The organism is Sphaerothrix gracilis Ecp01 (assembly GCF_030405905.1).
GTDB classification, from domain to species: Bacteria; Cyanobacteriota; Cyanobacteriia; order Phormidesmidales; family Phormidesmidaceae; genus Sphaerothrix; species Sphaerothrix gracilis.
The window spans coordinates 157140-178980 of record NZ_JASATW010000012.1 but is presented as its reverse complement, the minus strand read 5'-3'; the positions used below and the strand labels follow the sequence as shown (position 1 = coordinate 178980).

23 protein-coding genes and 2 tRNA genes are annotated in these 21841 nt (G+C 52.6%); 10 read left to right on the top strand and 15 right to left on the bottom strand.

All coding sequences use genetic code 11. The features are described from left to right. Window positions 1–12: 12 nt before the first annotated feature. The gene (locus QJQ48_RS15450; protein WP_346292139.1) at window positions 13–1302 is read right to left on the bottom strand and encodes a glucose-1-phosphate adenylyltransferase; all 1290 of its coding nucleotides are present in this window, start codon (window positions 1300–1302) and stop codon (window positions 13–15) included. Window positions 1303–1476: 174 nt separating this feature from the next. Then, window positions 1477–2826, bottom strand: a complete 1350-nt coding sequence (locus QJQ48_RS15445) for a serine hydrolase (RefSeq protein ID WP_346292138.1) — start codon at window positions 2824–2826, stop codon at window positions 1477–1479. Window positions 2827–3107: 281 nt separating this feature from the next. On the opposite strand from QJQ48_RS15445, the gene gatA reads away from it, so the two are divergent. After that, window positions 3108–4568, top strand: a complete 1461-nt coding sequence (gatA, locus tag QJQ48_RS15440; protein WP_346292137.1) for an Asp-tRNA(Asn)/Glu-tRNA(Gln) amidotransferase subunit GatA — start codon at window positions 3108–3110, stop codon at window positions 4566–4568. A 166-nt stretch (window positions 4569–4734) separates the two neighbouring features. Continuing rightward, the gene (locus tag QJQ48_RS15435) at window positions 4735–5577 is read left to right on the top strand and encodes an alpha/beta hydrolase (RefSeq protein ID WP_346292136.1); all 843 of its coding nucleotides are present in this window, start codon (window positions 4735–4737) and stop codon (window positions 5575–5577) included. Window positions 5578–5620: 43 nt separating this feature from the next. Here the strand turns inward: QJQ48_RS15435 and QJQ48_RS15430 are convergent, their stop codons facing one another. Beyond that, complete coding sequence (locus tag QJQ48_RS15430) at window positions 5621–7303, bottom strand: GH3 auxin-responsive promoter family protein (RefSeq protein WP_346292135.1); 1683 nt, start codon at window positions 7301–7303, stop codon at window positions 5621–5623. Window positions 7304–7481: 178 nt separating this feature from the next. Then, complete coding sequence (locus tag QJQ48_RS15425; protein WP_346292134.1) at window positions 7482–8180, bottom strand: hypothetical protein; 699 nt, start codon at window positions 8178–8180, stop codon at window positions 7482–7484. Window positions 8181–8335: 155 nt separating this feature from the next. On the opposite strand from QJQ48_RS15425, the gene QJQ48_RS15420 reads away from it, so the two are divergent. Next, window positions 8336–9214: a TerC family protein gene (locus QJQ48_RS15420; RefSeq protein ID WP_346292133.1), complete on the top strand. Its 879-nt coding sequence runs from the start codon at window positions 8336–8338 to the stop codon at window positions 9212–9214. Window positions 9215–9344: 130 nt separating this feature from the next. Here the strand turns inward: QJQ48_RS15420 and ndk are convergent, their stop codons facing one another. The 3 genes from ndk to QJQ48_RS15405 form a co-directional block, all read right to left on the bottom strand. After that, window positions 9345–9794 carry a nucleoside-diphosphate kinase gene (gene ndk, locus QJQ48_RS15415; protein ID WP_346292132.1) on the bottom strand — a complete coding sequence of 150 codons (450 nt, stop codon included), beginning with the start codon at window positions 9792–9794 and terminating at the stop codon, window positions 9345–9347. A gap of 599 nt (window positions 9795–10393) precedes the next feature. Continuing rightward, window positions 10394–11056, bottom strand: a complete 663-nt coding sequence (gene msrA / locus QJQ48_RS15410) for a peptide-methionine (S)-S-oxide reductase MsrA (protein ID WP_346292131.1) — start codon at window positions 11054–11056, stop codon at window positions 10394–10396. Between the two features lie 136 nt (window positions 11057–11192). Then, window positions 11193–11447 carry a hypothetical protein gene (locus QJQ48_RS15405; protein ID WP_346292130.1) on the bottom strand — a complete coding sequence of 85 codons (255 nt, stop codon included), beginning with the start codon at window positions 11445–11447 and terminating at the stop codon, window positions 11193–11195. Between the two features lie 157 nt (window positions 11448–11604). Here QJQ48_RS15405 and QJQ48_RS15400 point away from each other — a divergent pair, with 157 nt between their 5' ends. Continuing rightward, a complete protein-coding gene (locus QJQ48_RS15400; RefSeq protein WP_346292129.1) occupies window positions 11605–11817 on the top strand; it encodes a helix-turn-helix domain-containing protein in 213 nt (70 codons plus the stop codon). Window positions 11818–11828: 11 nt separating this feature from the next. Next, the gene (locus QJQ48_RS15395; protein ID WP_346292128.1) at window positions 11829–12041 is read left to right on the top strand and encodes a helix-turn-helix domain-containing protein; all 213 of its coding nucleotides are present in this window, start codon (window positions 11829–11831) and stop codon (window positions 12039–12041) included. 285 nt (window positions 12042–12326) lie between these two features. Here the strand turns inward: QJQ48_RS15395 and upp are convergent, their stop codons facing one another. From upp to murA, 6 genes are all read right to left on the bottom strand, one after another. Next, on the bottom strand, window positions 12327–12962 hold the full coding sequence (upp, locus tag QJQ48_RS15390) for a uracil phosphoribosyltransferase (RefSeq protein ID WP_346292127.1): 636 nt from the start codon (window positions 12960–12962) through the stop codon (window positions 12327–12329). A gap of 87 nt (window positions 12963–13049) precedes the next feature. Further along, complete coding sequence (locus QJQ48_RS15385; RefSeq protein WP_346292126.1) at window positions 13050–13556, bottom strand: hypothetical protein; 507 nt, start codon at window positions 13554–13556, stop codon at window positions 13050–13052. A 78-nt stretch (window positions 13557–13634) separates the two neighbouring features. Beyond that, a complete protein-coding gene (locus QJQ48_RS15380) occupies window positions 13635–13931 on the bottom strand; it encodes a hypothetical protein (protein ID WP_346292125.1) in 297 nt (98 codons plus the stop codon). Between the two features lie 28 nt (window positions 13932–13959). Then, window positions 13960–14041 (bottom strand) — tRNA-Leu (locus tag QJQ48_RS15375). Continuing rightward, window positions 14020–14892: a M48 family metallopeptidase gene (locus tag QJQ48_RS15370; protein WP_346292124.1), complete on the bottom strand. Its 873-nt coding sequence runs from the start codon at window positions 14890–14892 to the stop codon at window positions 14020–14022. The genes QJQ48_RS15375 and QJQ48_RS15370 overlap by 22 nt, the downstream gene beginning before the upstream one ends. 102 nt (window positions 14893–14994) lie before the next feature. Then, complete coding sequence (gene murA / locus QJQ48_RS15365; protein ID WP_346292123.1) at window positions 14995–16386, bottom strand: UDP-N-acetylglucosamine 1-carboxyvinyltransferase; 1392 nt, start codon at window positions 16384–16386, stop codon at window positions 14995–14997. 188 nt (window positions 16387–16574) lie between these two features. Here murA and QJQ48_RS15360 point away from each other — a divergent pair. Further along, a tRNA-Leu gene (locus QJQ48_RS15360) sits at window positions 16575–16658 on the top strand. Between the two features lie 297 nt (window positions 16659–16955). Then, window positions 16956–17756, top strand: a complete 801-nt coding sequence (locus QJQ48_RS15355) for a TrmH family RNA methyltransferase (RefSeq protein WP_346292122.1) — start codon at window positions 16956–16958, stop codon at window positions 17754–17756. Here the strand turns inward: QJQ48_RS15355 and QJQ48_RS15350 are convergent. Further along, window positions 17753–18007: a hypothetical protein gene (locus QJQ48_RS15350; protein ID WP_346292121.1), complete on the bottom strand. Its 255-nt coding sequence runs from the start codon at window positions 18005–18007 to the stop codon at window positions 17753–17755. The genes QJQ48_RS15355 and QJQ48_RS15350 overlap by 4 nt on opposite strands. A 332-nt stretch (window positions 18008–18339) precedes the next feature. On the opposite strand from QJQ48_RS15350, the gene lpdA reads away from it, so the two are divergent. The 3 genes from lpdA to QJQ48_RS15335 all read left to right on the top strand — a co-directional run bounded on the left by lpdA (window position 18340) and on the right by QJQ48_RS15335 (window position 21045). Continuing rightward, window positions 18340–19773, top strand: a complete 1434-nt coding sequence (gene lpdA, locus QJQ48_RS15345) for a dihydrolipoyl dehydrogenase (protein ID WP_346292120.1) — start codon at window positions 18340–18342, stop codon at window positions 19771–19773. Between the two features lie 102 nt (window positions 19774–19875). Beyond that, on the top strand, window positions 19876–20757 hold the full coding sequence (gene trpC / locus QJQ48_RS15340) for an indole-3-glycerol phosphate synthase TrpC (protein ID WP_346292119.1): 882 nt from the start codon (window positions 19876–19878) through the stop codon (window positions 20755–20757). Between the two features lie 27 nt (window positions 20758–20784). Beyond that, the gene (locus QJQ48_RS15335) at window positions 20785–21045 is read left to right on the top strand and encodes a DUF5340 family protein (protein ID WP_346292118.1); all 261 of its coding nucleotides are present in this window, start codon (window positions 20785–20787) and stop codon (window positions 21043–21045) included. A 4-nt stretch (window positions 21046–21049) separates the two neighbouring features. On the opposite strand, the gene thyX is transcribed toward QJQ48_RS15335, so the two are convergent. Further along, window positions 21050–21772: an FAD-dependent thymidylate synthase gene (thyX, locus tag QJQ48_RS15330; protein ID WP_346292117.1), complete on the bottom strand. Its 723-nt coding sequence runs from the start codon at window positions 21770–21772 to the stop codon at window positions 21050–21052. Window positions 21773–21841: the final 69 nt, after the last annotated feature.

Here is a 21841-nt window from a genome sequence, read left to right as displayed (position 1 = left end):
GGAACCGCCGTTCTAAATAATCATGCCGTCGGGAATCACCGCGTTTTTCAGCACCACCACGATGCCGCTGCGGATGTAGAAGCCCAGATCTTCTCGTTCCGCCTCTTCCACATTTTCCTTGTTGACAATCTGCACGTTGCGGCCAATGCGGGCGTTTTTATCCACAATGGCGCGGCGTAAAACCGTGCCTTCGCCAATGCCCATCGGAATCTTGCCCCGCGTCAGGTGCTGACTGCTCTCTGACATCGGTTCGTAATAGTCAGCCCCCATCAGCAGTGAATTTTCAACCACGCAGTCAGAGCTAATCCGCTGCCGTAGACCAATTACGGAATGCTCGACGCGGCAGTTCTTGAGAATGCAGCCTTCGCCGATAATTGATTCGGTCACCTGGCAATCTAACAGCTTGCTAGGGGGAAGATAGCGCGATCGCGTATAGATAGGCGCGTCTTCGTGATAGAAACTAAAGGCGGGTTGGGGCTGGTGCGTCAGGGCCAGATTGGATTCATAAAAGGCTTCAATCGTACCGATATCTTCCCAATAGCCGTCAAACAGATAAGCCTGAACGTTATAGTCTTTAGCCGAGCTTGGAATAATTTCTTTGCCAAAGTCAGTCTGCTCCATCGACCGCTTTAGCAAATCAACCAGTACCTGCTTTTTGAACACATAGATGCCCATAGAAGCGATGTAGGGCTTCTCTTGCGCCTGCTCAGGGGTTAGCCCCAGCGTTGAAGTATCGACCTGCATTTTTCTCAGGTCATCTCCCTTGGGCTTTTCAGAAAAGTCAACGACTCGCCCGGTGGAGTCGATTTTCATCAGACCAAAGCTAGAGGCCAGCTTTTCGCCAATAGGAACAACCGAAAGCGTGATGTCGGCATTGGTGCTGCGGTGACGCTCGATGAAGAGGCGATAGTCCATGCGGTAGAGGTGATCGCCGGAGAGGATGAGGTACTCGTCTACGTCCCAGGCCTCGAACATCCACAGATATTTACGCACCGCGTCTGCCGTTCCCTGGAACCAGCCTGGATTTTCTGGCGTTTGTTGAGCAGCAAGAACCTCTACAAATCCGTCACTAAACTGAGAGAAATTATAAGCTCTGGAAATATGTCGATTCAGCGAGGCTGAATTGAACTGAGTTAAAACATAAATTTTAAGAATTTCTGAGTTGATGCAGTTGCTGACCGGAATGTCAATCAGGCGATACTTCCCGGCTAGAGAAACTGCAGGCTTAGCCCGATATTTTGTCAGCGGATAAAGGCGGGTGCCAGCACCTCCACCCAGAATGATTGATAATACTCGTTTCACAAAAAACCTCTCAAACTGCCGTCACTATCCCGACCCGTTCATCTTAAGTGTGAAGCTGGGAGCGCCAGTTTGCAAGGGGTATTGGATATAAATCTTGAGATGGAGTTTTAGATGTAATTCAAAATACGTCGGGCGCAGAATATCTACAGCCTGTTGGAAATATGCTTGTACTACCTAACTGTTTAGCTCCCGTCCGGTGGGGACTAAATGTCCGTTCTGCAGAATATGCTGAATAGTCGCTTTAATCGTATCTCGTAGCGCCTGTTGGTGCGCACTGTGATCGATCGTGACGGTCATCACATAGCGCTGATCGTCAACTTTAAAGGCTACGACTGTGCCAATGACCTTAGAGTTTTGCCCTAGCTTTTCCCCGATCCAGTGGACTCGCTTGCTGTTAAGTTGATTGATGGCCGTATAGCCAAACTCCCAGTCATACTGACCCACCAGCGCGTCTAAAATCTCCTCATCCCCAGGATGCTGAAATAGATAGATTTTGCGCATCATATCTGTCAGCTCGTTGGAGGTCATGCGATTGGGAGTCGAGCCAGCGTTGGCTGGGTAAGTAGAGTCGCCAACCAGCTTGTAGTCTACAAAGGTGGTTTCATATCCCCGCTGGCGGAAAGTTTGATTAATGTTGTCCCGCCCGATGTAGTCAATTAGCTGATTGGTGGCGATGTTGTTGCTTTCCTTGATCATGCGGGCCATCACTTCCCGCAGCGGATATTCCCGATCGACAAAGATCTTGGCTCCGTCAGCATTTTCGGTGAAGTTGCCTGGGTCAATGTAAATCGTGGTGCTCAGATCAATATTTTCTTGGGTCACTTTGTCCATCAGCGCGATCGCAATGGGCAGCTTGATTAAGCTGGCCGGACTGGCCGGGGGCAAGTCCCCCTGATAGTCACGGCACTCTCCTGCAACGTGACAGAGGGTGATACGAAGCGCCTGAGGCCGCCCGGTGGCCTCAGCAATATCCTTTAAAAATCCAGACTCAGCCTGGTCAAGCTTGGCTGACACATACTGCACAATTTCCTCATATTCCTCCGCCTTAGCTGTTGCCTGCTCAGACAGGGTTGAGTCAGCCGGGATGCTCTTAAGCCGGGCGATCGCCGCCTGCCAAAGAAACTCTTCCTGCTGTAGTGCCTGTCTAGTGTCCGCTCCAGCCTGCCGCGTTTGGATGGCCTGTTTTGCCAGCTCAATTGCCCGCCGGTAGGCAGCTTCGGCATCTTCTTCTAAGTGAATGCGCCGTGAGACTCGCTGGGTAAGCTGAGCGATCGCCACATAGGGAGACATGGCCCCTGTTTCGGGGGAGCGCTGCAGCTTGGGCAAAGCAGCTAGCTCTACATTTAGGCGATCGCGCATCTGATAGAGCTGCTCTAGCGAATCGGCCTGTTGAATACGCTCTAAAAACGGATGGGACGATAGCTCATTGGGCGCTAATGCTTTAGATGACCGCAGCGTAATCAGGCCCAAGGTCAGCGCTACGGTATTGGCAATTAAGGCAATAGATAACCAAACGGCCCGCATACTACAACCTCATACACACAGGGAACAGTAATAAAACTTAAATTTGACTCTACCCTAATCCCTAATAATCGCACTGCGATGTTTAGATGGATACGAATTATGAATCTATTAACGGCCCAATTCAAGTAACGATCCAAATTTGAGCCGCGCCTTTGAGTCTCAATATCCAGCTATTTGCTCTAGGAAACTGCATCGAGGCCGTATCGGCCTGCCATTTCCTTCCCAGGAATCCTATACTGATAGCTTGAGATTAAATGCCTGCTAAGTCTAAAGGAGATTGCATGTCATCTATCCGCGAGTTGCATCAACAGCTCACGAGTAAAGAGCGCTCTGCTGTAGAAATTACCCAGTCTTACCTGGAGCGGCTGCAGGTGCTAGAGCCTAGGCTGCACAGCTTTTTGTCAGTGACAGCGGATAAGGCATTGGCGCAGGCTCAGCAGGTTGACGCCAAAATTGCTGCAGGCGAAACGCTCAGCCCGCTGGCAGGCATTCCTATTGGTCTTAAAGATAATCTCTGCACCCAGGGAATCCCTACTACCTGTGGTTCTAAAATTCTGGAGAATTTTGTCCCCCCCTATGAGTCTACGGTAACGCAGCGGCTGGCCGAAGCCGGTGCCATTTGTCTAGGTAAAACCAACCTTGACGAGTTTGCTATGGGCAGCTCAACCGAGAATTCTGCCTATCAGCTCACCGCCAATCCTTGGGACTTGGCGCGGGTACCGGGTGGCTCCTCTGGGGGGTCGGCGGCAGCGGTAGCCGCAGAGCAGTGTGTAGTCGCTCTCGGCTCCGATACGGGCGGATCAATCCGTCAGCCCGCTTCTTTCTGCGGCGTTGTCGGCCTCAAGCCTACCTATGGCCTCGTCTCGCGCTATGGCCTAGTCGCCTATGCTTCTTCCCTAGATCAAATCGGCCCTTTCGGTCGCACCGTCGAGGATTCAGCCATTCTGCTGCAGGCGATCGCCGGATACGATGCCAAAGACTCTACCAGCCTCAAAGTAGAGATTCCCAACTACGTCAAAGCGCTCAAGCCCACGCTCAATCGTCGCAGCCGTCGCCGTATCGGGGTCATCAAAGAAACCTTTGGCAGTGGCCTAGACCCGGTTGTAGAGACCGCCGTTAAAAAGGCGATCGAGCAGCTACAGGAACTTGGGGCTGAAATTCAGGTCATCTCTTGCCCCCAGTTTCGCTACGGCCTACCCACCTACTACATCATCGCCCCGTCTGAAGCGTCTTCCAATCTGGCCCGCTATGACGGCGTTAAGTACGGCCTGCGCTCAGATGACACTAACCTGATGTCGATGTATACCAAAACCCGGGCCGAGGGCTTTGGCAGCGAGGTGAAGCGCCGAATCATGATTGGCACCTATGCTCTCTCGGCAGGCTATTACGACGCCTACTACCTCAAAGCTCAGAAGGTGAGAACCCTAATCAAGCAGGACTTTGAAAAAGCCTTTGCCCAGGTAGACGTTTTAGTTTGTCCGACATCTCCTACTACCGCTTTCAAAGCTGGCGAAAAAACTGACGATCCGCTCAGCATGTACCTCTCCGACCTGATGACTATCCCGGTGAATCTAGCTGGGCTGCCCGGCATGAGCTTACCCTGTGGCTTTGACGAGCAGGGCTTACCCATCGGTCTGCAGCTCATCAGCAATGTGCTGAGAGAAGATCTGCTGTTTGAAGTTGCTTATGCCTATGAGCAGTCTACTGAGTGGCACAAAAAGCACCCCAAGCTAGACAGTTAGCTCACCCACGGTCAAGCTGGCTAAAGTTCTAGCTGACATGCCTACCTAGCCATTTCTCAGTATCCGGCAGTATAACGGACTTGGGGTGAGCTAAAGCTGATAGTCTGATCGCTCCTCTAAGCGGGAGTAGGCTCCCTTTGTTTAAGGTTTTTACTGATTTGCCAAAGTGATCATAAATTGGCGACCTCTGCTAGTAGGACTGGGCGTTAGCGCGATCGCCTATGGGCTAGCGGCTACCCTCCTGTGGTGGCGGCAGTCGCGTTACGTATTTTTCCCGGTGCGAGAGCTGACCACCACCCCCGAACGGCTCAACCTCGAATTTGAGGAAGTTTGGCTACCTGCTGCCAGCGGTAACGGCGAACAAATCCATGGCTGGTGGATTCCGACTCAGGCCCCTACCCGGCTCGGAACGCTAATTTACCTGCACGGCAACGGCGAAAATGTCAGCGCGAACTTGGGCCTTGCCTATCGGTTTCAGCGCCTAGGCTTTTCGGTCTTTTTGTTCGACTATCGCGGCTACGGCCTCAGCCAGGGACCATTCCCCAGCGAGGCACGGCTCTACGAAGATGCGGAAACGGCTTGGCAATACGTGACCCAAACCCAGCAGGTCCCCCCGCAGCAGATTTATCTGTTTGGTCATTCTTTGGGCGGCGCGATCGCCATTGAGCTAGCGACTAGAAAGCCAGAGGCGGCAGGACTCATTGTCCAAAGCTCATTCACTTCCGTCCCGGATATGGCCCAGCGCACGCTCTATGCCAAACTGTTTCCGGTCGATCTTCTCCTGCACGAGCGCTTTGATTCTGCGAAGAAAGTGGCGAATTTGCAGATGCCCGTTTTCTTTATCCACGGCCTAGCGGACGATAGCGTTCCCCCAGAGATGAGCCAAAGCCTTTACCAAGCTGCTGTAGAACCCAAACAGCTTTGGCTAGTACCAGACGCTATGCACAATAATGTGGCTGAGATTGCAGATGAAATCTACGATCAAAAAATTCGTCAGTTCGTCCGCTGAGACCAGGATAACTGGGGATTTTCAACCGCAGCCGTAGAGAAAATCACTGGGTCAGGCTGACCTGCTGCTGAATTTTGACGTCAGCTAGCAGAGCGCGATCGCTGCTAATGTGCGGCAGCTTCACCTGGGCCGTATCGGGTGTTCCCGGCTGCAGCCGTTGCTGTCGCAGGGCCGCAAAGCTTCCTAGTTCAAGCAGATTTAAGCGAGGCGGCAAGATGTCGCTTTTTTGGCGCTTGAGGGCGTAGGACGTGTTCGCTGCCTGCATCTGGCGATCGAATTCAGCCAGGACAGCGCTGAGATTGGGTGGGGCTGAGTCTGACAGCTCTAGGTTCAAGACATAGTAGGGATCGATCAGGTTATCCGACAGGGTGATGCAGAAGTCTTCCACCGCCAGGGCATAGCTCTTTTTCAGCTCGGTCATCACCTGTACGGCATGGTATTCTGTCGTCTTCTCAGAAATAGCCGACAGCGTTCCTCCCTGACGATAGCGAAAGGCAATCAGCGGCACCCCGGCCCACATATCTGTCACCTCCACCACGTCGCCAATGTCGTAGCGGCAAAAGCCCGAATAGTTGGTCACCAAAACGCGGTAAAACTCACCGGGCTGGACTTCGTGGGGCAGCAAGGTTCGAGGCTGAGGGATATCCCACTGATCCGGTGGCACAAACTCGAAAAAATTGCTGGCGATCGCTAAGATTGTCCCGTCCGTATTGAAATTCCAGTGCGAGCCAAAGACGGCTTCCGAAGCGGCAAAGGTGCCGCCAAAGATAGGCAAATTGCCAAAGTATTCGTCAAAGCGCTCAAAGTAGAAGCTAGAGGGGCCACCGCGAGCCGTCACCATAAAGGCCAGATGGGGCCAAACCTGCTGGGGCAGCAGCCGTCCTTCTGCCTTGAGTAACCGAGCTAGCTGCTGGGCGCGATCGCGGTTGGGCCTGAACTGTTGCGATAGGCGCGATCGCAATTCTGGCTCTAGCTTGATCCAGTGGGCAATTTCACCGCTAGCAATATCTTCAATTAGCGATTCGCCATAGGTTTCTAAATAGGTACAAAGCTGCAGCGCCACCAGCGGAAAGGTTGCCCCCAAAACGGCTAGGTCAGGATCGCTGAGGCCAAAGAGCAAACAAACATAGTTACGGGCCAAGGTATCGCTAATCTGCAGAGCTGCAGGCGGTTGCGCAAAAAGCTGGCGATAGAGCCAAGCTGGGGTAGAACGGAGCTGATTGCTGCTGACGTGGCCGTAGGGAATCCCTGCCTGAGTCTGCCCTAAAGGCTGAGCCGAATGGGTTAGGAGCATTTTTCCCTGAGCCAGTCCCTGACGCCGCGCCTGACTAAACCCGAACCCCATTGCCACCTGATTCGCATAGGCTCGCTTGCGCTGCGATCGCTGGGTAACCGGGACTAGCTTCTGGCTACCTGTCGAGCCGCTGCTCAAGTTGATGTGGATGAGCGGATCAGGGGCGACTACGTTTAGCCCCCCTGCAGCAGCCCGCTCAAAATAAGGGTGATAGGCGCTGTAGGGCCAAACGGGTACCTGTTGGCGGAACTGCTCAACCGTCGTCACCTTAGACAGGTTGAGCGCCTGCCCTAGCTCAGTTTCCTGCTGTACTTGTAGAAGCGATTGCAGAAAGCTGGCTTGAATCGTCGTCGAGTGCGATAGTTTGGCTACAAAAGCCCTCTGCTGCCAGTGAGCCAGTGCGGCCACCAGAGATAATAGGGAACTGCCCATGCCTGCATAGAATCTTTACAGTCCTAAATTCTGACATGAAATCTGCTGGATGACCGTACACTTCTCCGGTACTGATCAAGGCGTAATGAACTCCTCAACCTCGATCAAGCAGATCAAATTTGGGCTTTATCGCCTACGGGCTGCAAATTTCTAGTTGCAAATTTCTAGCTGCAAATCCCTAGTACTCAATAGGAGAGGGCTGTCCTTCTAGATACAGCAAAAAGTCCATCAGTTCTTCGTCACTGAGATCGTGGCGCGATCGCTTGCTGTAAGTTTTCTCTAAAAACTCTCGTCCCTGCTGCACCGACCAGCCTAAGCGTCGTAGCTCTACGTCAGTTTGAGCCAAAATATCTGACAGATCGATTGGCCCGGTGTCGGGAAAAGGCAGCTCTGCCGCTTCAGAGACATCAGGCTGAGGCGGCGCCGGTGAGACGGGAGCGGGCTGCGAAATCGGTTCGGCGGGGGCAGGCGCAGGGGAGGGTGAGGCCGCGTCCGTCTTCTGGGCTGGGGGAGGACTCATGGGCGGCGGCGCGGCAATCTGTGGCCGTTCTGGAAAGGGCGTAGTTTTGACTGTCGCCGCTGCCGCAGGCGGCAATGGCAGCGTGGATTCTGGGTCAGAAACTGCCTCGGCTGCCGAGGCAATCTCTGAAGGTATAGCTGTAGGCGCAGACTGAGCAGTCAGGCCCAGGGACTGCAGGGCGCGGTTTTTAGCTGAATCTTCTGCGGCGGTCAGCTCAGAACTGGCGGCCATGCCGGTGGCGACCGTTGACCGCTCTAGCTGCACAACAGCTCTAACAATGTATTGCCCGTCATGCAGCATCAGCAGATCTGCTGTTAGGCTACCCATAGGATAGCGATCGCGAAATTGCTGAATCAAAGAATGGATCACCAGGTGTCTCAGAAGTCACTAAACTGTATAGCAGACAACCCTTACGGGTTTTATTGAAGCGCTAAAAGCAGCCAACATTGACCAAAGCTAACCGTTAGCCCTCCGCTTTTCACTGTTTTAGTTCACCTCACCTACCGCCTCGAATGCCCCTAGATCGTCTACTAGAATTTTCCCCTAACATCGGGATGGATACGCTGCTGCTGCTCTTAGTGCTGATTGCACTGGAGGCAGTCTTATCAGCCGACAATGCTATTGCGCTAGCAGCGATCGCCCAGGGTTTAGCCTCTAAAGAGATGGAGCGCCGCGCCTTAAACGTGGGGCTGATAGTGGCTTTCATTTTGCGCGTCTGTCTTATTCTAACGGCAGGATGGGTGCTGCAATTTTGGCAGTTTGAGGTTTTGGGCGCGCTTTACCTACTGTGGCTGGTCTATCAGTACTTTGCCTCCGACGAAGACGAAGACGCCCAGCACCACGGCCCCCGGTTTGAGTCCGTCTGGCAGGCTGTGCCGATGATTGCCCTGACAGACCTAGCCTTTTCGCTAGATAGCGTTACTACTGCGATCGCGCTTTCGCGAGAGATTTGGCTAGTTTTACTCGGCGGGGCGATTGGGGTGATTACCCTGCGGTTTATGGCCGAACTGTTTATCGGCTGGCTGGATATCTATGTTCATCTGGAAGATGCGGGCTTTATCACCGTCGCCCTAGTCGGTATCCGCCTGCTAATTCGGGTCATCAATGAGAACTGGGTTCCGCCAGAATGGCTGATGGTGAGCCTAATTGCGGCGCTCTTTATCTGGGGCTTCTCTGAAAAGCGGCCTGCTCCCGCCGATGAGCCAGCCGAACTAGCTGCTAGCGATCGCGAAGCTGTCTCAGCCTCACTCAGCGATTCGGTGCAGCCCTCGTCGGCCCCTGACAGCTCATCTAATGGGCAAACCATTCACGCTCAGGTACAAGACCCGGCTAATGCAAGTGAAAATCAGCCTGAGATGGTGCCTTTAGCTAAAGACGACGCGGCTTCTTGAAGGCAGCAAACAGGCTGCGGTTTTGAGCGATCGCGCCGCTGCTCAAAACTGCTCCAGGTTTGGCTGAATGCCACGAGTGCGGCACCCAGCCTGCCAGATCTGTTATTCGAGTCTAGACGCAGCCTCTCGTCTATTCGTACAGCCAGCCTTTCATAGTGGGTTCCCAGCTTGTCAGTTCCTCTTCGCTAAACCATAGCGAGATTTCTGAACGCGCCGTTTCCACCGCATCTGAACCGTGAATGATGTTGCGGCCAATGGTAACGCCATAGTCACCCCGAATCGTACCGGGTTCTGCTGAAAGCGGATTTGTCGCCCCGATGAGTTTGCGGGCCGAGGCCACAACTCCTTCGCCTTCCCAGACCATTGCGGCCACTGGGCCAGAAGTAATGAAGTCTACCAGGCCACTGAAGAAGGGCTTTTCTCGGTGAACATCATAGTGCTTTTCAGCTAGCTCACGAGAAACCTGCATTAGCTTTAGGCCAACTAGGGTAAAGCCTTTGGCTTCATAGCGGCGAATAATTTCGCCCACCAAGCCGCGCTGCACTCCATCGGGCTTCACCATCAGAAACGTGCGTTCCACAGATACCTGCTCCTAACGTATTTTCTAAACCTTTTCTATGCTCAGGAAATAAGGGCCTTTTGTAAAGGTTTTAGTCTTCTAAGCTGTCTGCGGCTACTGTCCTTTAAACTGAATGCTCAAATGTGGCGTTGCTGCTTGAGTTTGAGCTGTTTACGCTTTAGGCCAACAGCACAATCAAAAGCAGAAAGCCGAGGGTTGCGAAAGTAGATTCGCCCAATACGCGAGCGACGATATTTTCTTGGGTAGGAGCGGATTTCATGCTTAAAGTCTCCGGTTGTAGCGATGTCGTTGATGCTTCTAGGATGATGCGCCCCAAAGCAGCTTTGCAGCCCCTCTTAGGGTACCTTTTTAAAGCTCAGACCTCGGCGAAGTTGAAAACGTTCATGGGCGATCGGTGAACGATACAAAACAGCAAAATAGTTAATGGTTTTCTCATAATTTAGCGGCAGCTCTCATCCTGAAGCTGTGCAGGCTGCTTACTGTTGACTTCAGCGTGCTGACTGAACTTTCAGGAAAATGTGAGTTTGCTCAAACCAAAAAGCTGGCCACATGCCTTTAGCAATGACCAGCCGACAGCTATTAAGTTCTAAGTAACCAACTTACTCGACGCCTACCTCAAGCCCGATAGGGCAGGCAACGTTTGTGCCACCTAGACCACAGTATCCACCAGGATTCTTGGCGAGATACTGCTGGTGGTAGTCTTCGGCGTAGTAAAACTCAGGAGCTTCTATGATTTCAGTCGTGATGTCGCCGTAGCCAGCCTGTTTCAGAGCTTGCTGGTAGGCTGCGCGGGAAGCCTCAGCCTGCTGCCGCTGCTCCTCAGAATAGACATAGATGCCGGAACGATATTGGGTGCCGACGTCGTTACCCTGACGCATTCCCTGGGTTGGATTGTGACTTTCCCAGAAAACTTTGAGCAACTCTTGATAGCTGATCTTCTCAGGATCATAGACGACCTTGACGACTTCGTTGTGTCCGGTCATGCCGCTGCAGACTTCGCGGTAAGTTGGGTTGGGCGTGTGACCCGCCGCGTAGCCGACAGCCGTGGAGTAAACGCCGTCTAGCTGCCAGAATTTGCGCTCAGCTCCCCAAAAGCAGCCCAAGCCGAACAGAGCTGTTTTCAGGCCATCTGGATAAGGCGGGGTGAGGCGATTGCCGTTGACAAAGTGCTTTTCAGGCACTGGCATGGATTCTTCACGTCCGGGTAGCGCTTTGTCCGCGGAGGGCATTTCCGTTTTTTTGCCAAGTCCAAATAAAGCCATAGGGGTTGCTGTCTTAAAAAAAGTTTTGTACAGCTTTACTATAAAACAGTTGCCTAGAGGGCTTCAGGTGGGCGAACCCGAACTTTTTGGCGTGTATTCAACCTTAATTGCATTTTTTCGACGGGCGATCGCCTCTTTACGACAACGCTTCTAGAGAAGATCCGGTTACAGGGTTGTGAGGATCAAAGAGGAGGGTGAACTGGGCCTGGGGGATGAGGCGGCGCAGGACGCGCAGATGGGCTTCGGCGTCGTTGCGGCGGCGCAGGCGAGCGACGGTGATGCACTGGCTTTTGGGCAGGTGGCGGATGATGCACCAGGGATGAAGCTGGGTTTGATAATTTGACGCATGGCGAGGTGGGGCCACGCGGGGTGGCTGTTGCCCTGATATCATGATGACTATCTCCGATTTTTCGGTGGAATAAGCATCGCCCTTCAGTTTGCGAGGCCGGAGGGCGGTGCTTTTGTGATGTCACAAACTAGAGAGACGAGATCTCGGTCTCTCGATATAGCTATTAAAGGCTGAGATCTCGTTCTTGTCAACTAGAGATATGGGGTTAGTCAAGCTGCGGATTCGAGAGTTGGCAAAGCAAAATGGATGGACTTTAAAAGAGGTAGCGGCTCGGGCGAATGTGCCTTACACGACTGTGACGACCTATGCCCGGTCTGAGGGCATGGCAATGGCCGATATTGCGGCTGTGATAAAGATCGCGCAGGTGTTTGGGATAACTGTCGAAGATCTCGTAGAAATTGTTGCAGAATAAGCCTTTGGGCTGTGGGATTAATTCGGCTAAAAATACGAGAACTGGCGGCTGAGCGGAACTGGACGATCAAGGAAGTCTCAGAGCGCTCGGGAGTGGTCTACAGCACGTTGAAAACCTATACGCGATCGGCGGGAATGGCGACGGTGGATCTGACAGCGGTGATGAAAATTGCGCGGGTGTTTGGGGTGACGGTGGAGGAGCTGGTTGAGATGGTTGAGGAGTAGGGAGCGCTTGAGCTAGCTGAGGGGAGATCCCAGGGGTTTGCGGCAAACATCAGTCTGATTAAGTCCTATGGCAAACCCCTGGGATCTTTAGGATCCAGCGATCGCGCTGGGTTAGTCGCTTGGAAGAACTGACGAATATCCAACACAAGCAAAGGGCAGTAAGCGGATAGACAGAAACGTAGCTGCCCCCATCCTAAGCCAGCTTGCAGCAGAGTTTCTCAAACTTAACACCGACTCAAAGCCTCGGCCTGATGCTACGTCTTTAGAGGAAATGCTTGCAAAAGCTCAGCGCGTACCAAACAGGCGATCGCCTGCGTCTCCCAACCCCGGCAAAATGTAGCCGTGTTCGTCTAGCTTGTCATCAATGGCAGCCGTATAGAGGGGAACATCGGGGTGTACGGCATGGAGCTGCTCAACTCCTTCTGGAGCCGCTAGCAAACAGACAAAGCGAATTGATCGGGGCTGAATTTGCTTGAGGCGGTTAACCGCCGCCACTGCCGTATTCCCCGTAGCAATCATCGGATCTACCAGCAGTACATCCCGATCGGCAATGTCGTGGGGCACTTTGAAATAGTATTCAATCACGACATGAGAGCGCGGGTCCCGGTACAAGCCAATGTGACCAACGCGGGCCGAGGGAATCAGCTCCAAAATGCCGTCTAAAATGCCCTGTCCCGCTCGCATGATGGAAATGATCACCATCTTTTTGTCTGGGGCTAGCACAGGTGCTGCCATTGGCATCAGCGGCGTCTGAATAGTTTCTGTCTTCAGCGGCAGATCGCGCGTCACCTCATAGGCCAGCAGCATACTGATCTCCTTGAGTAAGTCGCGGAACTTGGCGGTACTGGTTTCAGCGCGGCGCATCAGAGTCAGCTTGTGCTGAATCAGTGGATGGGAGATCCTATGAACTTGTCCGGCCATGAGGTTAAGGGCATTGTTGGCTAGTGATAGCGTACTTAACTTAAAGCTTTTTACTGCCAGACACAACGCCTTTCATCCGCCGCATGTCTAATAGCTATAGAAAGGAAAAGCCATCGGCTCTAGTCTTTGTCGCAGACGATTGAGATCTCTGACATCGGCAATTTTTTGATCCTGATAGCTGCGTTCCCAAACCGGGCTACCCGGCTGATTGCGCAGCAGATTGATTCGCTTAGCAGCAGCAGCTTTAAAACCGGCGACAAAAGCGGAGAGGGCGCGGGGCTTTGAAACTGTAAGAGAGCGGTGACGATTCGTTCCATCTAGGGTGATGGTTGACTTAACAAGGATAATGCCTTGAATGCAGTCGGGCCGCACTATCCACTGATCTAACTGAATTTCCCGGTGTCTAGCTGCTGAGCGTACCCATTCATCCGCCGCAATTTCTCCTAGCTGGTTGAGTTCAATTACGCTGCTGCTTGAACCGCCAAACAAGGATTCTCTTTTGTGAGTACAAAGCGTAACTAGGTAGGAACTTCCCGCTGCTGGCGCGGGCATAACTGAAACTGAAGATAGTTGCTTGCCAACGTCCTCTTTCAAAGCAATTTACCCAAAAATAAAGGATTGCGTAATACTAAGGTGCCCAAATCCGGAGTGCGTTCTTTGACCCGGTTGGCTTCAGAGCGAAAACTTATGAACAAGACTTCGTGAAGTTCTAACGACTGAACCCTCAGTCACTTTATTGTGGCGGAAAGATTTGGCTGAGAGAACCGAAGAAATGCATAAAAAAAGAGAGAGGTTAACCTCTCTCTTGCTCTCTATTGTCAGTGTTTTATCGGATGGGTCAGGCTGCTGAAGTCGCTGCCGCCAGAGCTGTCGCTGCTTCATCTTTTGGCGCTGACGGGCTGAGCCGCCTTTTCCTTTGTGGTTACGTCCTCGCCGGCGAGGAGACTCCCACCGTTTGAGCTGTGACATCGGCGTTCTCCTAGTAATTTAATAAACATGGGCGGAGAGAGACTCGAACTCTCACGACCGAAGCCGCCACATTTTGAGTGTGGTGCGTCTACCAATTCCGCCATCCGCCCTTGAGATGGGTTTCATCATTATACTGAATTAAGCTCCGATTTAAAAGCTGTTGATAATTGCGGCTGCTGGCCCATCGATCAATCTCTCTAGCTCGTAAAACCGGAACCGGATGGGTCATCTCGCTGGTGCGAGCCTGCTTGAGCATTTCCCCAATCTGCGAATTGCTGATGGCATCATAAGAGCGCGCCTGTTCCAGAAAAGCCTCTAGGTTGAGCTGAGGCGCTAGGGTCGGCGAACCGCCGGAAAGCTTCATCAGCAGAGAAGCCACTACTTTTGGATCTTGGGTGACCAGTAGAGCCGCGCGATCGCAGGTGAATTCTGCGCAGCGTACCCATTCCAGAATTTGAGACTGGAAGTTTTGCACTAGCACCGCCCCCATCGGGAGCTGGCTAGCGGCAAGGGTAATAATGTTGGCCAGCGTCAGGTAAACGCTATGGTCGCACTTGAGATGACCGAGTTCGTGGGCAATTACCGCCTGAATTTCTGGCGGTGTCAGCAAATCAATCAGAGCCGTATGAACCACAATGAACGGCTGCTTGCCCCGCATAGCAAAGGTATAAGCATTGGGGACAGGATGCTGGCGAATGTAGAGCTGGGGAAGTTCAAGATCTAAGATGCGGCAGGCTTCCTGTAGGAGTTGGTGCAGGTGAGGTAGCTGGCGATCGCTGACCAAAACGCTAGAGGCAATATTTTCTAGGTAGAAAAACTGCTCGGCAATTGGCCCAACCAGGTTGCGCACCAAAACATCCAGTCCAGGGAGCTGCTTTAGCGCCTGAGTCGCCTCCAAATCCAGTGGATGGCGAAAATGATCTGCTTTTAGCCCGACCAGTAGCGTTTTAGAAACGTTCATCTCAGCGTGACTGTAAGTTTATAGCCAAAGTACTGACAGCAAGTGGCCTTCCTGTCAGTATAGCGAGGCTATAGGCTAGCCCGGAGGCGAAATAACCGAATCTTATTCACCTGCAGGTGTTGTCACAGCAGCTTCAACCGGCTTAGCGGCCTCTTCCGGCATTTCCGACTCAACCCGCTGTAGCTTAGCACCCAGCTTAGATAACTTATGCTCTAGGTTGTCATAACCGCGATCGAGGTGGTGTAAACCCTGAATCTGAGTTTTACCTTCTGCCGCCAAACCAGCAATCACCAGCGCCGCAGAAGCGCGGAGATCGGTTGCTGTTACGGGGGCACCCGCTAGATAGGGAACGCCGCGAATAATAGCGCAGTTGCCTTTCATCCGAACGTCCGCGCCCATGCGGACCAGTTCTCCCACATGACGCAGACGATTTTCAAACACCGTCTCTGTGATCATGCTGTTACCGTTGCTCAGCGTCATTAGCGCCATGAACTGAGCCTGCATATCAGTGGGAAACCCTGGGAAAGGGCGAGTCTGCGTATCGGTGGCCAAAATCTGAGATCCGGCCTTAATCCGCAGGCGGTTGTGTACCTCAGGCGTAATTTTAGCTCCGGCTTCGCGCAGCTTGGCGATGACGGCGGTAAGGTGATCGGGAATGACGGGGGCTAGGGTAATTTCAGAGCCGGTGATGGCGGCAGCAATTAGGAAGGTGCCAGCTTCGATGCGATCGGGAATAATACTGTAGTCAGTGGAGTGGAGGCTAGGCACGCCAGAAATAGTGATGGTGTTGGTGCCAGCGCCGCGAATTCGCGCTCCCATAGCCCGGCAGAAGTTAGCCAGATCGACAACCTCAGGCTCCTGGGCTGCATTTTCGATAATTGTTTCCCCCTCAGCTAGGGTAGCCGCCATCATCAGCGTTTCCGTTGCTCCCACGCTGGGATAGTCCAGGTAAATCCGGGCGCCCTGTAGACGGCCCCGACTGCCCCGGACGCAGGCATGAACCGTGCCGTGATCAATGTGTACTTCAGCGCCCATCGCCCGCAGACCCCGTACGTGTAGGTCTACAGGGCGCGCCCCAATTGCACAGCCGCCGGGTAAAGGAACGCGGGCTACGCCTAAACGGGCCAGCAGCGGCCCAATCACAAAGAAGCTGGCCCGGAGCTGGCTTACCAGTTCATAAGGCGCGCGGGAATGACTCAGGTGCTTAGAGTCGATGGTGAGCGTGTCATTGCTGTGCTCCACCTTGACGCCTAGCGCCAGGAGAACTTCACCCATACGAGCCACATCGACCAAGGAGGGGATGTTGCGAATGCGGCAGTCTTGGGAGCAAAGCAAAGCACCGGCCATCACCACCAAAGCCGAATTTTTGGCACCGCTAATTTGAACTTGTCCACTTAGCGTGTGTCTGCCCCAAATTTCGAGGACGCTATTTGCGCCGTTGGGAGCAGATGAGTTGGGGGTAATAATGGGGGAAGTAATGGGAGTGTCCTCCAAACGTGCAGCGCAGTAATTTCGGTTAGATTCTACCCGAAACTCATCCAGAGGATATATCCGTATTTTGTCAGATCTGAAATCCGTCAAGGATTGGCAACAAAAAATTAAATAATTTTTGCGTTTCTATAGGTTGACGAATGTGCTCCTTTGCCGGATGATTATGAATCGCAGTGATAACTGCGTCCAGTGCGGAACTGGCGGAATTGGTAGACGCGCTAGATTCAGGTTCTAGTGTTCTTAAGAACTTCCGGGTTCAAGTCCCGGGTTCCGCATAGAGCAAGAGCTTATCGGCTCATCAGGCAGTTGGGAAAAGGTCAATTTTACCGAATTGACAGCAAATTTTGGTGCAAAAATCAAGCTTTGACGGATGGCCAATAGATAAATTTTGGGTGGCTATCAGCGAGCATGATTAGCCATAATTCGGTCAGATTGTCTTATGACTGCTCGCATTCTCCAACGAAATATTTAATATCTATACTTTTTCTGTATTTTTGCGATGAATGGGTCATTTTTCGCCGTTTTTGCCGCCAAATCTTTTTCAATTGCTGCCATTCAATCTTTCTCCGCCGATGCTCACCAGCCTCAAAAATCCTTTAGTTAAGCAAATTCGCAAGCTAGGCCAGACTAAAGAGCGGCGATCGCAGCAGCGGTTCTTAATCGAAGGCACTCATTTGCTCGAGGCGGCCTGCTCAGTTAAATATCCCATTGAGATAGTTTGCTATACGGCTCTGTGGCAAGAACAGCATCCCCAGCTTTGGCAGCAGGCGATCGCCCAGGCTGAGCGTCATGAACAGGTTGCGCCAGAAGTGTTGAAAGCAATGGCAACGACGGTAACGCCAGATGGCGTCATTGCCACGGCCCGTTATGCCCCTGATGAAGCCTACTATCCCTGTCCTAGTCAGCCTCAGCTAGGACTGGTTTTGGAGACTATTCAAGATCCGGGCAATCTGGGAACAATCATTCGCACAGCGGTGGCGGTTAATGCTGATGGACTTTGGCTCAGTGAAGACAGTGTTGATCTGGCCCATCCCAAAGTTCTGCGGTCAACGGTAGGTCAGTGGTTCAATCTGCCAATGCAGGTGAGTCCCAACCTGCCGGAGCAAATTGACCAGTGGCGTCGCGCCGATATTCAGATACTGGCTACAGCGGCGGCAGCTTCTAAAAACTATTGGAGCTGCGATTTATCTAGACCAACCGTTTTGCTGTTAGGCAATGAGGGAGGCGGACTTTCTCCAGCCCTTACTGAACGAGCAACGGACATTATCAACATCCCAGTAAGTCCCAAGGTTGAATCGCTTAATGTCGCGATCGCCGCTGCTGTTATCCTATTTGAGGCCCAGCGCCAGCGGCAAAATCGATCGGACCGCTAATCTTCAGAAGAGGACTCAGGCGATGAGTGAGACTGATCTTCCATGTAGCGCTCAATGTCGGCAGCCGCCTCTTCTAGGGCTGCTAAATCGATGGACTGTTTCGCACCCTTCTGGGGTGAGGATGTTTCTGAAGCGGTATTGGCGGAACCTTGCTCTGCTTCTACCGAGTTTAAAAAAGCCTCTAGGGCAGCCAAGGATTGTCTAAACTCTTTGGCAGCAGACTGGCGCTGATTTTTCAGGGGATCTGGCATAAAATCTGCTCCAGAAGCCGATAAGGAAAGTCTGTGATTGCTAACGTTCATCCAAGATGCCCCCTTGAGATATTTAACTTAGTTGCTAATAGATACAGACATCAACCGGATAAAAGCGCAAATTTATTAAACCTAGGGCTGAATTTCTAGAACATGCCCAAAACTAATGACAAAATCACGTTGCGCCAACCGCTGATTCAGCCATGAGCTGCTGAGCAACAGTTGGAAGCGTGTAATTTTGTGTAACGATAGCTATGGTATGACTAACATCCTTAGACATTAGCGATGTTAGCAATTGCCTAGATTGGCCTATTTGGATGCAGGAGAGGGACGTGAGTCAGGCGTTCGATTACGACTTAGTGATTATTGGGGCTGGCGTGGGTGGACACGGTGCCGCGCTGCATGCTGTTAAGTGTGGTCTTAAGACCGCCATTATCGAAGCAGCAGACATGGGCGGTACCTGCGTCAATCGCGGCTGCATTCCTTCTAAGGCGCTGCTAGCAGCCTCCGGCAGAGTGAGAGAGCTGCGGGATGCTCACCATCTCAAATCGCTGGGCATTCAGGTGGGAGACGTCTCGTTTGAGCGACAGGCGATCGCAGACCATGCCAAAGATCTGGTCAGCAAGATTCAAGGCGATATGGGCAACAGCCTCACTCGGTTGGGCGTAGATATCATTCAGGGCTGGGGCAAGCTGGCAGGGGAGCAAAAGGTCGTAGTTGAGACGTCATCCGGCAGTCAGGTTCTCACCGCCAAAGATATTTTGCTCTCAAGTGGCTCGGTGCCCTTCGTGCCGCCCGGAATTGAGCTGGATGGCAAAACTGTTTTTACCAGCGACGAAGCCCTCAAGTTAGACTGGCTGCCTCAGTGGATTGCCATCATCGGCAGCGGCTACATTGGGCTAGAGTTTTCCGATATTTATACGGCACTGGGATCGGAAGTGACTATGATTGAGGCACTCGATCGCCTGATGCCAACGTTTGATCCCGATATTGCCAAAATTGCCCAGCGGGTGCTGATTAATCCCCGTGATATTGAAACCAAGGTGGGCCTGATTGCCAAAACGGTCAAGCCAGGTTCTCCAGTGGTGATTGAGCTGGCAGATCCTAAAACTAAAGAAGTCAAAGAAGTTTTAGAAGTTGATGCTTGTTTAGTGGCAACTGGCCGCATCCCGGCCACCAAGAATTTAGGGTTTGAGAGCATTGGTGTAGAGCTTGATCGGCGCGGCTTCATTCCCACAAACGAGCATTTAGCTGTCCTCCGGGATGGTGAGCCGGTACCGCACCTCTGGGCCATTGGCGATGCGATGGGCAAAATGATGCTGGCTCATGCCGCTTCCGCTCAGGGGGTTATCGCGGTGGAAAATATTTGCGATCGCCCGCGTCAGGTCAACTATCGCAGTATTCCAGCCGCTGCCTTTACCCATCCGGAGGTTAGCTTTGTGGGGCTAACTGAGCCAGCCGCTCAAGAACTGGCTGAGCAGGAAGGCTTTCAGGTAGATGCGGTGCGCACCTATTTCAAGGGCAACTCTAAGGCTCTAGCGGAGGGAGAAGTTGAGGGACTGGCTAAAGTAATCTATCGCAAAGACACGGGTGAGGTTTTGGGGGCGCACATTATTGGGCTGCACGCCTCTGACCTAATTCAGGAAGCGGCTAATGCGATCGCCCAGAAGATATCGGTAGAAGATCTCTCCTTTATGGTTCATACCCACCCCACCCTTTCAGAGGTGCTTGACGAAGCTTTCAAGCGGGCTGAGGTTGTCCACTAGAGACGCTGAAAGGTTTTACCGCGAGTACAGGTCTAGCTAATTCATGCTTAGTCAGATGTAGTTGGCTACAAGCCTGCCCCTATTGCTACCGAGTTTGCGCTTATGAAGATTCGTCGCCGCCCCCCCAATCCATCTGTCAAAGTGCAGGAGCTGAGCTATCAGGTGCGGATTCCTGGCTCAGAACCGCGCAACATCCTGGAGAAAATTGTCTGGCATAAAGAAGCTGAAGTTGCTCAGATGCGGGAACAGCTCTCTTTGGCTGAGCTGCAGCGACGGGTGCTGACAACTGAGTCGCCTCGCAGCTTTATTGAGGCGCTGCGGCAGGGAAAAACTCAGCCAGCGCTAATTGCAGAAGTAAAAAAAGCTTCTCCCAGTAAAGGTATCATTCGCGCTGATTTTGACCCAGTGGCGATCGCCGAAGCCTATGTGGCCGGGGGGGCTACTTGTCTGTCTGTCCTGACCGACAAAGAGTTTTTTCAAGGGGATTTTACCTATCTTTCGGCGGTGCGGGCCGCCGTAGATGTGCCGCTGCTGTGTAAGGATTTCCTGATTTATCCCTATCAGATTTATCTGGCGCGGGTGAGTGGTGCTGATGCCGTGTTGCTGATTGCGGCGGTGCTCTCTGATGAAGATTTGAGCTACTTTATCCGCATTGCCAAAGCTTTAGGAATGGGGGCTTTAGTCGAAGTACACATCTTAGAAGAATTAGACCGGGTGCTGGCGATTGATGGCGTGCAGCTGATTGGCATTAACAACCGAAATTTAGAAAACTTTACGACAGATCTAGCCACAACTGAAACCATAATTGGCCAGCGGCGGGATATCCTGCAGTCTCGTGATGTGTTAGTTGTAAGCGAATCAGGTTTGTTTACACCAGCCGATATTCAAGTTGTGCAAAAAGCGGGGGCGCAGGCGGTGCTGATTGGGGAATCCTTGATGCGGCAGCCCGATCCGACCGAGGCGATCGCTGCGCTATTCACTTAAACTATCTGCCCCCGCCCTATGGAGCCTATGGATCGGCCAATTCCGCTGCCTTCCCACATTCATTACGAACTGCTGCTGCAGCTTTTGGAGCGGCAGACTTTGTTTTCGCTGCAGCAGCGCTCCTCCCAGCAGCAGCAGATTCAAGAGCTGATCTTCACGCTGCGTAAGGCTCTGTCCCAGCAAAAACAGCTAGAGGAAAGCTGTCGCAGTTCCGGTATTGCTGTTGAGTACCACTGGTCGCTCAATGATGCGACAGCTCCTAGCGCGCCCCATACCGATGAGTATTAAGGCGCTAGGGGGCTAACCGCGCTTTTTTCAGGCGATTGTCTTCATACCACTGGGCGATCGCAGGTACCCACGCTTGAAAGTGCGGCCAAATGTATTCGCAAAGCTTTTGGGCCTCCAGTTGGGCATCTGCTTTCCAACGCAAGTCTAGCAAATGCATCAGCGATCGCACGTTGGCTGACATTACCCAGTGCTGCCGCACATCGAACGGAATCAGGCCGCGGGCGTGTTCTTCCGAAAAGCCTTGTTCAATCCGCTGCTGATAGCGGCGGCAGGCTTCCAGACACCAGTCAAGATCCTGCTGACGCTGCTCGGCAGTATACTCATAGCGCTTGCCCTGGCGATCGCTATAAAAACCTAAAGGTCGCAAATAAAAAACGTCATCCACTTCGCGATCGCCTGAAATCACTTCTAAGATACGGCTTCCTGTATAGCGAAATGACTGCACATCGAAACTGACGCCCACACGATGAGTGCGGATTTGCTGCATGGTGGAGTGGGGAAACCAGCCGCAGTTAAGGACAATTTGTGGATGTTCTAGAGGGCCATAGTGGCCACGACCCCCTTTGAGCAGATTGCGGATAACCAGTTCGCCAGCCTTAGCTTCGTCAGGAAAGCGATCGCGCTCATCAGCGACAAATCCTTCGGCGTAATCTTGGTGCATCGCCGCATAGATTGCCTGCTGCGGCTGGGGCGTTTGGGCAATGACTTCGACGCGAAAGCGATCCATAGTGACGGGTACTCAATAGCCAACAGGACTTTTTAGCATACGCCCTGATGTTGCTATCTCAGCCAACTT

Excerpts from the sequence above, each read along its gene's own strand:
- QJQ48_RS15335 (WP_346292118.1), top strand. The coding sequence starts at position 20,785 with ATGGATCGGCCAATTCCGCTGCCTTCCCACATTCATTACGAACTGCTG.
- QJQ48_RS15405 (WP_346292130.1), bottom strand. The coding sequence starts at position 11,447 with ATGATATCAGGGCAACAGCCACCCCGCGTGGCCCCACCTCGCCATGCG.
- QJQ48_RS15380 (WP_346292125.1), bottom strand. The coding sequence starts at position 13,931 with ATGTCACAGCTCAAACGGTGGGAGTCTCCTCGCCGGCGAGGACGTAAC.
- QJQ48_RS15370 (WP_346292124.1), bottom strand. The coding sequence starts at position 14,892 with ATGAACGTTTCTAAAACGCTACTGGTCGGGCTAAAAGCAGATCATTTT.
- upp (WP_346292127.1), bottom strand. The coding sequence starts at position 12,962 with ATGGCCGGACAAGTTCATAGGATCTCCCATCCACTGATTCAGCACAAG.
- msrA (WP_346292131.1), bottom strand. The coding sequence starts at position 11,056 with ATGGCTTTATTTGGACTTGGCAAAAAAACGGAAATGCCCTCCGCGGAC.
- QJQ48_RS15445 (WP_346292138.1), bottom strand. The coding sequence starts at position 2,826 with ATGCGGGCCGTTTGGTTATCTATTGCCTTAATTGCCAATACCGTAGCG.
- gatA (WP_346292137.1), top strand. The coding sequence starts at position 3,108 with ATGTCATCTATCCGCGAGTTGCATCAACAGCTCACGAGTAAAGAGCGC.
- QJQ48_RS15355 (WP_346292122.1), top strand. The coding sequence starts at position 16,956 with ATGCTCACCAGCCTCAAAAATCCTTTAGTTAAGCAAATTCGCAAGCTA.
- QJQ48_RS15430 (WP_346292135.1), bottom strand. The coding sequence starts at position 7,303 with ATGGGCAGTTCCCTATTATCTCTGGTGGCCGCACTGGCTCACTGGCAG.
- thyX (WP_346292117.1), bottom strand. The coding sequence starts at position 21,772 with ATGGATCGCTTTCGCGTCGAAGTCATTGCCCAAACGCCCCAGCCGCAG.
- trpC (WP_346292119.1), top strand. The coding sequence starts at position 19,876 with ATGAAGATTCGTCGCCGCCCCCCCAATCCATCTGTCAAAGTGCAGGAG.
- QJQ48_RS15400 (WP_346292129.1), top strand. The coding sequence starts at position 11,605 with ATGGGGTTAGTCAAGCTGCGGATTCGAGAGTTGGCAAAGCAAAATGGA.
- QJQ48_RS15350 (WP_346292121.1), bottom strand. The coding sequence starts at position 18,007 with ATGCCAGATCCCCTGAAAAATCAGCGCCAGTCTGCTGCCAAAGAGTTT.
- QJQ48_RS15420 (WP_346292133.1), top strand. The coding sequence starts at position 8,336 with ATGCCCCTAGATCGTCTACTAGAATTTTCCCCTAACATCGGGATGGAT.